At 39.4% G+C, this 13164-nt stretch carries 10 protein-coding genes; all 10 read left to right on the top strand.

Translation table 11 applies throughout. From position 1 onward, the window contains the following. The first annotated feature begins 218 nt into the window (after positions 1-218). The 10 genes from AC4BHP_RS08875 (at position 219) to AC4BHP_RS08830 (ending at position 13051) form a co-directional block, all read left to right on the top strand. The gene (locus AC4BHP_RS08875) at positions 219-1157 is read left to right on the top strand and encodes a S66 peptidase family protein (protein WP_139891343.1); all 939 of its coding nucleotides are present in this window, start codon (positions 219-221) and stop codon (positions 1155-1157) included. Next, on the top strand, positions 1147-2229 hold the full coding sequence (locus tag AC4BHP_RS08870) for a dipeptide epimerase (protein ID WP_490551877.1): 1083 nt from the start codon (positions 1147-1149) through the stop codon (positions 2227-2229). The genes AC4BHP_RS08875 and AC4BHP_RS08870 overlap by 11 nt, the downstream gene beginning before the upstream one ends. 15 nt (positions 2230-2244) lie before the next feature. Further along, a complete protein-coding gene (locus tag AC4BHP_RS08865; protein ID WP_306821537.1) occupies positions 2245-3162 on the top strand; it encodes a C40 family peptidase in 918 nt (305 codons plus the stop codon). Between the two features lie 460 nt (positions 3163-3622). Continuing rightward, positions 3623-4231 (top strand): alpha/beta hydrolase, encoded by a 609-nt coding sequence (locus AC4BHP_RS08860; RefSeq protein ID WP_139891342.1) that lies wholly within the window; start codon positions 3623-3625, stop codon positions 4229-4231. Positions 4232-4246: 15 nt separating this feature from the next. Beyond that, the gene (locus AC4BHP_RS08855; protein ID WP_490551876.1) at positions 4247-4861 is read left to right on the top strand and encodes a flavin reductase family protein; all 615 of its coding nucleotides are present in this window, start codon (positions 4247-4249) and stop codon (positions 4859-4861) included. A gap of 283 nt (positions 4862-5144) precedes the next feature. Then, the gene (locus AC4BHP_RS08850) at positions 5145-7973 is read left to right on the top strand and encodes a YhgE/Pip family protein (RefSeq protein ID WP_490551875.1); all 2829 of its coding nucleotides are present in this window, start codon (positions 5145-5147) and stop codon (positions 7971-7973) included. Between the two features lie 108 nt (positions 7974-8081). Next, complete coding sequence (locus AC4BHP_RS08845; RefSeq protein WP_066102330.1) at positions 8082-8633, top strand: glycerol-3-phosphate responsive antiterminator; 552 nt, start codon at positions 8082-8084, stop codon at positions 8631-8633. 185 nt (positions 8634-8818) lie between these two features. Further along, a complete protein-coding gene (locus AC4BHP_RS08840; RefSeq protein ID WP_066101072.1) occupies positions 8819-9658 on the top strand; it encodes an MIP/aquaporin family protein in 840 nt (279 codons plus the stop codon). Between the two features lie 60 nt (positions 9659-9718). Beyond that, on the top strand, positions 9719-11209 hold the full coding sequence (gene glpK / locus AC4BHP_RS08835; protein WP_139891340.1) for a glycerol kinase GlpK: 1491 nt from the start codon (positions 9719-9721) through the stop codon (positions 11207-11209). A gap of 171 nt (positions 11210-11380) precedes the next feature. Further along, positions 11381-13051 (top strand): glycerol-3-phosphate dehydrogenase/oxidase, encoded by a 1671-nt coding sequence (locus tag AC4BHP_RS08830; RefSeq protein ID WP_490551874.1) that lies wholly within the window; start codon positions 11381-11383, stop codon positions 13049-13051. The last annotated feature ends 113 nt before the right edge of the window (positions 13052-13164 follow it).

Genomic DNA, 13164 nt, shown 5'->3' with positions numbered 1-13164 from the left:
GAAAATAGGTAAGGGCATGTGGATATGTTTTTAGTTATAGAACTGAATAGGACTGATTTATTTTACATACATTTATTTTAGTTGGCTCTTTATTAAGTAGGAATCGCAAAGAAGTTATTAATATTAAAGATTCCTATAAAGAAATGAACCTATAGTTCTCAGCTAATTTATGGATGTTCAATAGAGAATCCTTTATTACATAATCAGGGAGTGAGAAGATGTTAGAACAACTTAAACCAAAACGGATCAAAAAGGGAGATACAGTGGGCGTCATTGCTCCTGCCAGTCCTCCAAAGAAGGAGGCCCTTCAAAAAGCACTGTCTTTTCTGGAACAGGATTTAGGTCTTACCGTAAAAATGGGCAGTCATATCTATAAGGAATATGGCTATCTTGCAGGCGAAGACGCAGAACGGGTGGAAGATCTTGAAGCGATGTTTAAGGACGAAGACGTAAAAGCCATTATCTGTGCTTGTGGGGGATATGGGACGGCGCGAATTGCGGATGCCATTAATTATGAAGTCATTAGGAATAACCCAAAGATTTTCTGGGGATATTCAGATATTACATTTATACATACGGCAATTCGACAAAAGACTGGCTTGGTTACCTTTCACGGTCCTATGCTTGCATCTGATTTAGGAAATGATGATATACATCCTCGCTCTAAGGAATCATTTAAACAGCTTTTTCAATCAGAAGAAGTGAATTATAAAGAGGATATCTCCCCTTTACACCCATTTATTGAGGGAGAAGCGGAGGGTGAATTAGTAGGAGGAAATCTAAGCTTGATCACAACGACCTTGGGGACTCCTTTCGAAATAGATACGAAAGGAAAGCTCCTTTTAATAGAAGATATTTATGAAGAGCCTAGGAATATTGATATTTTCTTAAATCATTTATGGTTGGCTGGAAAGTTAAGTGATATTGCCGGTCTTGTCATCGGTGATTTTGCCGATTGCGAGCCAAAAAGCAGACGGACACTCACCCTTGATGAGGTATTGACTCACTATACAAAACTGATTAATAAGCCAGCTATGGGTGGATTTAAAATTGGTCATTGCAATCCACATATTGGAATACCACTTGGCGTGAAAGCCAAAATCAGCACTGCAGAGAAGACACTTACCATTGAAAGCGGAATTGCAGATGAAAATTAGTAATATCGAAACCTATCGTATACAAGTTCCTTTAATTAAACCATTTAAAACAGCATTAAGGATTGTAAATACAGCTGACTCTGTTTATGTCAAAATTCAATGTGACAATGGTTTGGTTGGATGGGGAGAAGCAACCGCAACTGCTGTTATTACTGGTGATACATTACAATCAATAGAAACAGCTATTCACGACTTTTTTAAACCCAGTTTAATAGGAAAAGATATTTTGTGTTTCGAAGAGATTTTTCATGACCTATCCGCTATTATGACAAGAAATTCAAGCGGAAGAGCGGCAATTGATATGGCTATTTATGATTGTCTGGCCCAAAATAGTAAGCTGCCCCTTTATCAGTATTTAGGTGGCAGAAGCTCTCGGCTTGAAACAGACTTTACGGTAAGTGTGGATATCCCTCACATAATGGGGGAGGAGGCATTGGAATATGTAAAGAGCGGTTTTACAACCTTAAAGGTTAAAGTAGGTCTCGGTAATATAAATGAGGATATTGCGAGAGTGAAAGAAATTAGAAAGTGTGTGGGGAATGAGATTACGATACGTCTGGATGCTAACCAAGGATGGACTGCGAAGGAAGCGATTCAGGCAATCCGCCGTATGGAGGAAATGGGTTTACAAATTGAATTGGTGGAACAACCGGTCAAGGCAGATGATTTGGAAGGGCTCAGACAAGTAACTAATCAGGTAAATACATTTATTATGGCAGATGAAAGTGTATTTACCCCAAGGCAAGCCTTAGAGGTCATTCGTACACGGAGTGCAGACATGATTAATATTAAATTGATGAAAACTGGAGGGATTTTTTACGCCCAGTACATTAACCAATTAGCTGAGGCGGCAGGGATGGAATGCATGATGGGCAGTATGATTGAAACACATTTAGGTTTAACAGCTGCTGCTCACTTTGCTGCAAGTAAACGTAATATTACCCGCTATGATTTTGATGCCCCTCTCATGTTATCCCGCTCCCTGATTGAAGGCGGCATACAATATAAGGGTAGTAAATTTACTTTACCCGAAATAGAAGGCTTAGGTATAAGGCATATTCAGCTCAAGTGAGAGGAGGATCAAAAAGTGGGATTTACTCACAAAATCATGACCGTTAATGTAACTGTAGCGACCGTTTGGACTACAAATCAGTCTTATAGAGAGCTTGATCGTCCAGCCATTAGCCATCCGGTCCGATTGGAGGATTGGCTTCTATTTATGAATGAGGCTGAGCGGCTTGATTTATGCGAATCCAATAGAATCCAGACCCAATTATTATTTGGTGAACAGGTCCTGCTGCTCGAATATAAACATGGATGGGCCCATATCATTGCCATCGAGCAGTCTTCAAAGAAAGATTCCAGAGGATATCCAGGCTGGGTACCTCTATGCCAGCTGGAGAATTATGAACCTGCATCCAATGACACTTTTGCCTTGATTACAAGTCGGAAGGCTTTGCTTACACTGGAAAAAACACAAGATACCCTAGTGCTAAGCTATCAAACGAAGTTATCATACCTTGGTGAAAAAGATGGACGGATACTTGTAGACACCCCCTTAGGTATTGGAAATTTACACAGAGATGATATAGCTTTATTTAACTGTAAAGAGAGAGGGAAGCCAGGGAGTGATATAGACATTGTCACTTCTGGAGAGCAATTCGTCGGCTTACCCTATTTGTGGGGTGGACTGAGCAGTTATGGGTATGATTGCTCAGGATTTACCTATACAATTTATAAGGCAAATGGCTATAGTATTCCACGTGATGCAAGTGAGCAGGCGCAATATGGTACGCCGATTGCGCTGAATGGGGTACAAAGGGGGGACTTGCTTTTCTTTGCATATGATAATGGAAAAGGAGCAATTCATCATGTCGGGATTTATTATGGACAAGGTAAACTTCTTCATTCACCGCATACGGGTAAATCAATTGAAATTATCCCGATTGAAGGCACTATATATGAAAAAGAGTTATGCATGGCAATGAGATGTTTGGAAAAGTAGAATTCAAAGCATGTATGTATTTAATATTGTCCCTATTTTATCGAAAGACTCCAAACATATAGTTTAACTGCTTAATAAGATAGTTTAAATGATTCGTACCAAAAAAGACAAAACCATGATGGAAAGAAAGGTTAGAAGAAACAATGTGGAACCATATTATCGGTATCAATGATTAGTCCTGATCAGAGCTTTTCCATACTGATCGGGACCTTTTTGTATTGAGTGGTTATCTGAATAATGTTAAGGGTCATTCCCTATAATGACCCTTTATGCTAATCGATTATTTTAATAGAGGTAATACTCTTGCTACTCAATTTTGTAATAAATAAAGTTGTATAATATACTAGTTTCAAGATAAATTTAAAGTGATCTTAATAGAATTGAAATCCTGTGAGGTAAGAATCTCAAGAATTCGAGGGATAAATTGGAACGTTTCAAGCGATCAATTGGGGGAATATGCATGAGAGACTATTTTATAAAGGGAACAAATATGAAACTTCCAACACTTTTTATGCTGCATGGTACAGGTGGAACAGAGCATGATTTAGTGCCGATTGCTAAATTAATTTCACCTGAGTCCTCCATTTTAAGTGTACGAGGCAACGTTTCGGAAAATGGAATGCCAAGGTTCTTTAAAAGATTGGCTGAAGGTATTTTTGATGTTGAAGATTTAAAGTTTCGTACAAAGGAACTAAACGATTATTTAAACGAAGCCTCAGTCAAGTATGGGTTTGACCGAAACAATGTGTTGGCAATCGGTTATTCAAATGGAGCTAATATAGCTGCCAGTATGCTTTTTCACTACCAACATGTATTAAAAGGAGCTATTTTGCATCATCCTATGGTTCCTTTAAGAGGAATAAAGCTGCCAGAAATGGAACGTCTGCCAATCTTTATAGGTGCCGGCAAAAACGATCCAATTTGTTCACCGGAAGAAACAAAAGAACTGAGTGAAATACTGAAGGCTGCCGGAGCCAAAGTAGAGGTTTATTGGGAACAAAATGGACACCAGCTGACACAATCAGAGGTAGAGGCTGCAGGATTATGGTTTTCTCAGCAATTTAAATAAATTGGAGATGATTAGATGATATCGCTAAATCCAACTGAAATGAGTGAGCGAGAGAATTATACCTTTTTAACAGGGGCAGTCGTTCCTAGACCGATTGCCATTATCTCAACCATTTCTAACGAAGGAATTATGAATATTGCACCTTTTAGTTATTTTACGATCGTTAGTTCAAATCCCCCGCTGATTGCTGTATCAATCCAGCGACGGAATGGCGAAAGAAAGGATACAGCAAGAAATGCAATCGATTCGGGAGAATTTGTCCTCCATATTACAGATGAAGAAAACGTGAAGGGAGCGAATTGGACAGCAGCTGAATTGCCTCCGGACCAAAGTGAACTAGAAGGATCTCCCTTTCAAACAGTAGATAGTGTTCATGTACGAGTCCCAGGGCTTAGCCCTGCGAAGATTCGGATGGAATGTACCGTACATAAAGTAATACCGCTTGGAGGCCATACCGCAGAAGATGCAGGTTGTGATCTACTAATCGGTAATATTGTTTTTTATCATATAGATGAAGCCATCTACAAGGATGGTACAATCAGTACAGAATTACTCAAGCCTGTTTCCCGGCTTGCTGGCCAAAATTTTATGAAGATTGGTGAACAATTTATTCTGGAAAGACCAAAATAATAGCGTACAGAACTTCCCACTTCAAGTAGGGAGGTTTTTTTATGGGTTCTTTTGGTAATAGAAAAGGTCTAAAAGACTATAAAAGATAAGTTTTTCTTTAATTAAGTCATAAGATTTTCTTATTAAAAATTAAAAAAAGGTACAAAATATCTAATTAAATTACAAATTTGTTAAATTACTAGAAGGACTTTCACTAAATATTCAGAATATATAACCAGTATACGAGTGGTTGCGCTTTCATAACCACCTTAATATAGATAAATCAGACAAGTGGGGGTAATGAATGAACGCTTTAGGTAATGGGAATCGGATGTCAGAACTCGGTCGCAGGAGAGGTTTTTGGATCTCATTAATTGCTGTATTACTGGTACCGTTAGTTTATGGATTGATTATGCTAACGCCAAGTTGGGGACCATATGATAATCTTTCAAACTTGCCGGTCGCAGTTGTGAATAATGATTCAGGTACTGTAACAGACGGTAAGGAAGTTAATGTTGGTAGAGATTTGGTAGCGAAACTGAAAGACGGGAATGACCTGGGATGGAGATTTGTCAGTAAGGAACAAGCATATCGCGGACTTAATGATAATGAATATTATATGGTAATTGAGATTCCTGAAGACTTTTCCCAAAAGGTAGCAACCGTAATGGATGAAAATCCGGAAAAACCGGAACTAAAGTATACGCAGAATGAAGGGCTGCATTTTATAGCTGCAACAGCAACGAAAACAGCTATAGGAACAATTAAAGAGCAGCTTGCTGATACAATCACCGCTACCTATACCAGTACAGTTTTTGCCCAGCTTGGTGATGTAGCAGAAGGATTTAAATCCGGTGCGGATGGTTCAACAAAGCTCCATGAAGGCTCTGTTAAACTGAAGGAGGGTACTGGAACCCTACTAGATTCACTAACAACAAAAACAGGCGATATTCAAAAACTGGCAGACGGTTCAAAGCAAGTGGAACAGGGGCTCGGTCAATTAAATGGAACAATGGCTGGAAAATCAGCTGATATCGCGAGGTTGGCAAATGGAGCAGCTCAGGTCAGTGATGGGTCGAGCCTTATGCATTCAACCGTAAGTGGTAAGATCGGTGATATCAATACACTTGCAAGTGGGTCGAAGCAGGTTGAGGATGGGTTGGGGACTTTATCTGGAACATTGAGTGGGAAATCAGAAGATATCGCAGCATTGGCTAAAGGAACGAAAGATCTCAAAGATGGATCTGGGATATTATATAATACAATGAGTGGTAAATCTGAGGATATTGAAAGACTTGCAAAGGGTGCAAATGATTTAAAAGATGGCTCAGCAGCTTTATATTCTCAGCTGGATGGTAATAAAGGAAAAATTAATGACCTTGCAGTTGGGGGTAAAGAATTAGCTGCTGGTGCTGATGATTTAAAAACTGGAACTTCTAATATGCTGAACGGATTGGAAGAAGCTCAAAAAGGTGTAAGTCAACTAAATGGAAGTATGCCTAGATTAGAAGAAGGTAGCAAATCGTTAGTAGGTGGTATTGATACAGTCGTAGGGCACACGAATAATCTTGCAGATGGTTCACAAGAAGTGGCAGATGGAATAAAAGAATTAGGTGATAAGATAGCAATAATCTATCCAGGAATAAAAGATGACGAAGGTTTTAAAGCGTTATTAGCGGGTGCCCAAGAATTAACAGGTGGGATAAAAGCACTGAGTCAGGGGATTACACAAAAAGAAGGTCTACGAGAAGGAGCAGATACTCTATCTAAGGGGATTTCAGGACAATTGAAGCCTGGAGTAGAAAGGTTAACAACTGTTTTCAAAGAAGAAATTATCCCAGGTCAAAATAAGATTGTTGATGGCGCAGATCGTTTAGCAGCAGGAGCAAAAGATATAGAGAATGGTACTTCTTCAGTGAATACAAATTGGGGATTAATTACTAATGGAGTTGGTGACATTAAGGGTGGCTTAACAACAGTCGCCGCTGGAAATCAATCCGTTAGTGATGGTTGGAATACAGCTGTTGATGGTGCTAATGCATTAAACGCTGGCCTTACCACAGTCGCAGCCGGTAACCAATCCGTTAACGAAGGCTGGAAAACTGCAGTCACCGGTTCTAAACAGCTTTATGATGGTTCTAAGCAAGTGGCAGACGGAACAGCAACTGTTAATAGTGCATGGGGTACGTTGTCAACATCTTTAAACACGTTGAAGAATGGTGCTGCTGAAGTGGCTGGTGGTAATGCCACAGTGAATGCAGGCTGGAAAACAGCTGTTGATGGATCTAAGCAGCTATTTGACGGTTCTAAGCAAGTAGCTGATGGTAATGCAACGGTTAATACTGGCTGGGGTACAATGAAGGATGGAGTTACTGAAATTGATAAAGGTGTCGGTCAAATTAAAGACGGTACGCTTGAATTATCCAGCGGTTTAGGTGACGGAGCTGAAAAAACGGCAGGTATAAATGCTACCGATGAAACGATTAGCATGTTCTCCTCTCCGGTTGAGCTGATAGATTCGAAAATTAATAGTTATCCATATTATCGTTACGCAAATGCACCATATGTATTATCGTTAGCATTATTTGTCGGTGTTTTATTAATGATGTTAGTCGTTGGGGTTAGAAAACCAATGGATGAAGCTAGTTCAGGCTTCGCATGGTATTCAAAAAGATTTGGTTTGCTTGCTTTATTGGTAGCTGGTCAGGCCATCCTTCTTTCTGGCTTTACCATATTCTTTGTTAATTCAGGATTTGCGAATAGCCTGTTGCTTATCTTGTTTGCTGTATTGGCGAGTATCTCATTTATGTCCATTGTGTTCTTCCTGACTATGCTTGCCGGCAACATTGGTTTGTTTATAGGCGTGGCACTTCTGATTATGCAGCTATCTACTACCGGATCTGCATTGCCAATTGATATGCTGCCTGAATATTTACGTACTCTAAGCAATATCTTGCCGATGACTTATTCGATTGCAGGCTTCCGAGCATTAGTATCATTGGATGACATCGGTATGATGTTTGCGAATGCAACGATACTAGTTGTGTTCCTGCTCCTGTTTGCTGGACTGTCCGTTGGATCATCCTTTTTCAAAAAAAATGAATCAGCAGGAGATGCAGAAATAGTAAGGTAAATATAATTATATAAATCCCTTTTAGTAGAAGAATGCATAGATTAATTGTATTCTATATTGAAAGGGATTTTTACTTATGAATAAGGGGTCCGAATGGGAGAGATTAGATTGAATCAGAAAATATTACCGGCAGCTTCAACTATGAAGGACTTTGAAAAGTTTTTACAATCAGGATTTAAAACAGGTGTTATTTTAGAGACTCATCTTGGGCAAATCAAACATATTACTCAAATGGCCAAAATGGCAGATAAACAACTGTTTTTTCACGTGGATTTAATCAATGGATTAAAAAATGATGAATATGGTACTCAATATTTATGTCAGGAGTTTAAACCATTTGGTGTCATATCCACAAAATCAGCGGTTATCCAAGAAGCAAAAAAACATCAGGCAATAGCTGTGCAGCGAATCTTTATGATTGATAGCCATGCGCTCGAACGCAGCTATAAGATGGTCAAAAAATCACAGCCTGATTATATTGAAGTACTACCGGGCGCACTTCCTAATATGATTAAAGAAGTTGCAGGGGAAATTCAGCTGCCGATCTTTGCGGGTGGTTTAATCCGAACAGTTGAGGAAGCGAAAGAAGCACTTGAAGCTGGTGCTGTCTCGATAACCTCGTCTAAACGAGAACTTTGGCAGTATTTTGCAGGGGAATGAGTCGAATTCCCTATTTATTTCTTTTTATTTGACAGCGTTTACAAAAAGTTTTACACTGTGTTTAAGTTAATAAGTATGTGGAAAGACATGGAGACACAGGTGGCAGTATTCCTTAATAAGTAGGAATACTTTAGTGCTTGTTTCTTCATTTTTTTTTGAAATTATATGATAGGGAGATGGAAGGAATGACACCATTTTGGGGTGAATTAGTAGGCACGATGATCTTGATTGTTTTTGGAGCAGGAGTGTGTGCTGGAGCCAACTTAACTAAATCTTATGCAAAGGATGCTGGGTGGATTGTTATCACTATAGCTTGGGGGCTTGGTGTTACATTAGGCGTATTTGCAGTCGGCGGCATTAGCGGTGCTCATTTAAATCCTGCTGTTACATTTGGTCTTGCGTTTAGCGGAGATTTTGCTTGGGCAGATGTACCTGGATATATTTTGGCGCAAATGATTGGAGCAATGATTGGGGCAACTCTTATTTATTTACAATACTTACCACATTGGAAGGCGACTGAAGATCCAGGGACAAAATTAGGGGTTTTCGCAACTGGTCCGGCTATTCCTCATACATTTTCAAATTTACTTAGTGAAATTATAGGAACATTTATTTTATTGCTTGGTCTGCAATTTATTGGAGCAAATGATTTTACGGAAGGCCTAAATCCATTCGCAGTCGGTCTTTTAATCGTAGGAATCGGTATGGCTCTTGGGGGAACAACTGGTTACGCCATCAATCCGGCACGTGACTTAGGTCCGCGTATTGCACATGCGATTCTTCCGATAGCGGGGAAAGGCCCATCTAATTGGGGATATGCTTGGATTCCGGTTGTAGGTCCTATTCTCGGCGGATCCTTGGGGGCTTTGTTCCATAAAGCGGTCTTCAATAATACGTTGACAGGCGCTTTCTGGGCAGTATTAGCTGGCACTGTAGTTATCTTGGTAATCGCTTATTTTATGACTAATAAAGATTCAGAACAAGCACTACGACAAGCTAATGATCCAGCAAAAGCAAGGTTATAAGTTACTAACTTTAGAGAAATCGATTATAATATAAAAATTAGTAGATGGGAGATGAAAAAAATGGAGAAATATATTTTATCAATTGATCAGGGGACCACTAGTTCCAGAGCTATTTTATTCAATAAAAAAGGGGAAATTGTACATAGTGCTCAAAAGGAATTTACACAGTACTTTCCAAAGCCGGGCTGGGTGGAGCATAATGCAAATGAAATTTGGGGTTCAGTGCTTGCTGTTATTGCGGGCTGTCTTTCAGAATCAGGTATTGAGGCAACAGATATAGAAGGAATCGGAATTACAAATCAGCGTGAAACAGCGGTGGTTTGGAATAAAGAAACAGGTCAACCTATTTATAATGCGATAGTTTGGCAATCCCGCCAGACAAGAGATATATGCGAGGAATTGAAAAATGCTGGCCACAATGATCTTTTTCATTCCAAAACTGGTTTATTAATAGATGCCTATTTTTCTGGGACAAAAGTTAAGTGGATCCTCGATAATGTAGAAGGTGCACGTGATTTAGCCAATGAAGGGAAATTGTTATTCGGGACAATTGATACATGGCTAATCTGGAAGCTATCCGGCGGTAAAGCTCACGTAACTGATTATTCCAATGCTTCAAGAACAATGATGTACAATATTTATGACCTGCAATGGGATGATGAATTGCTGGAGATATTAGATGTTCCGAAATCCATGCTTCCAGAAGTGCGTCCGTCGTCTGAAGTATATGCACAAACCATTGATTATCACTTCTTTGGTAAGAGTATACCAATTGCCGGTATTGCTGGTGACCAACAGGCAGCATTGTTTGGTCAGGCATGCTTTGAAAAAGGAATGGCAAAAAACACATATGGAACAGGCTGCTTTATGCTCATGAATACAGGTGAAAAACCGGTTAAATCGGAAAAAGGATTATTGACAACTTTAGCTTGGGGATTAAATGGTAAAGTTGAATATGCATTGGAAGGTAGTATCTTTGTAGCGGGTTCTGCTGTTCAATGGCTCCGAGATGGATTAAGGATGCTTAAGGATGCTGCTGATAGCGAGACATATTGCCGAGCAGTTGACTCTACAGATGGAGTATATGTCGTTCCAGCCTTCGTAGGTCTTGGTACTCCATATTGGGATAGTGATGCAAGAGGAGCGGTCTTCGGTCTGACAAGAGGGACTACAAAGGATCACTTTATCAGAGCAACAGTTGAATCTTTAGCTTACCAAACAAAAGCTGTTATTGATGCAATGGAAGAGGAATCCGGAATTGAATTGAAAACATTGCGTGCCGATGGCGGGGCCGTTAAGAATTCATTCTTAATGGAATTCCAGAGTGATATCTTAAACGTGCCGGTTGAAATACCAAAAATTAATGAAACGACTGCCCTTGGAGCTGCTTATTTAGCTGGGCTGGCTGTTGGATTCTGGGAAAGCCAGGATGAAATTGCTGCGCAATGGATCATTGATAAATCATATGAACCGACTATGGAACAAGAGAAACGTAATGAATTGGTTGATGGTTGGGAAAGAGCGGTTGCAAGTACCAGAACCTTTAAATGATAATTCAATTTTGTATGAGTTTTTCTCAAAAAATGATATAATGAAAATAAGTTAATATAAGGTTAGAGATTTTAAGAGACCGCGAGTACATTCCTTTAAATAAGGGTAATGTATTTTGTGGTCTCTTTTTATTATCTCAATAGCACTTATCAACAGAGGAGGAACAAGAGGATGGGTTTAAATAGTTTAAATAGACATGAATATAAAAATAAATTACAAAACACACATTTCGATGTGCTTGTCATTGGTGGAGGAATTACCGGAGCAGGGATTGCTTTAGATGCAGCTACAAGAGGGATGAAGGTGGGTCTAGTTGAAATGCAGGATTTTGCAGCCGGTACATCAAGCCGTTCAACCAAGCTGGTTCACGGTGGATTGCGCTATCTAAAGCAATTGCAAGTAGGAGTAGTTGCAGAGGTTGGGAAAGAAAGGGCTATTGTTTACGAAAATGGTCCTCATGTTACAACACCTGAATGGATGTTATTACCCTTCCATGAAGGCGGTACATTTGGTAAATTTACTACTTCCATTGGCTTACAGATGTATGATTTTCTTGCTGGAGTGAAAAAGGAAGAACGCCGCACTATGCTTACAGTAGATGAAACAATTGAAAAAGCTCCATTGGTTAGAAAAGATGGCTTAAAGGGTGGGGGCTACTATGTTGAATACAGAACCGATGATGCCCGCCTGACGATGGAAGTCATGAAAGAAGCGTTTGAACAAGGAGCAAGCTTACTGAATTATGCCAAGGTCGAGGATTTAATCTATGAAAATGGAAAAATAGTAGGCGTAAATGTTAAGGATATATTGGATGAGGATTCATTCCAAATTAAAGCTAGGAAGATTATAAATGCAACGGGTCCATGGGTAGACTTTATACGTGAAAAAGACAATTCTAAAAAAGGTAAAGTGCTTCAGCTTACTAAAGGTGCACACATAGTGATTGACCAATCCCGTTTCCCTTTGAAACAAGCGGTTTATTTTGATACCCCTGATGGAAGAATGGTATTCGCGATTCCGCGTGAAGGGAAAGCCTATGTTGGGACAACAGATACATTCTATGGTCAAGATCCAATCAATCCAAAAATGACTGATCAAGACAGAGATTATATATTGGATGCTATTAACTATATGTTCCCTTCAGTAAACGTTACTAAAGAGGATGTGGAATCCAGTTGGGCTGGAGTGCGCCCATTAATCAGCCAGGAGGGGAAAGGTGCTTCTGAGATATCCAGGAAAGATGAAACATGGGTATCTGATTCTGGGTTAATTACGATTGCAGGCGGAAAATTGACAGGATATCGTAAAATGGCTGAAACCGTTTTGGATTTAGTAGCTAAACAATTCAGAGATGAAGGATATAAACATTTCGGTAGCTGCTATACTGAAAAAATGCCGATATCCGGCGGCCGTGTTGGAGGCTCAACGAAATTTAGTTCATATATAAGCAAAACTAAAGAAAAAGCAATCGGAACCGGGTTGTCAGATACAGAAGCAAGAGAGATTATTTCAACATATGGATCCAATGCTCCGCTTCTGTTTGAAATAGCCCGAAAAAACAAAGAAAAAGCGAGCGAAATAGGGCTGCCATTACCAGTATTGACTAAATTGGGCTATGCAATTGAATATGAATTGGCTTATACGCCGCTTGATTTCTTTAATCGCAGAACTGGCATGGTCCTATTTGATATTAAGCATGTTCATGAATACAAAGATCAAGTGATTTCGTATATGAAAAAAGTACTGCATTGGACTGAACAGCAAACAGAAATGTATACTAAAGAGCTTGAAACTGAATTGCATGATGCTGCGTATCCACAATCCGAGCTGGTTACGAATTAATATAAATACGGATAAATGACCCCACTTCCTTGAAATATAGGTTGTGGGTTTTTTTTAAGATTCAATATCTTTAAAAAGGGGAATAGAAATGAAACAGAAACTATTAGTTTATT

The sequence above is a fragment of the Pradoshia sp. Z4_20 genome (assembly GCF_058216035.1).
The sequence above is the reverse complement of the archived record's forward strand: the minus strand, read 5'-3'. Positions and strand labels throughout refer to the sequence as shown.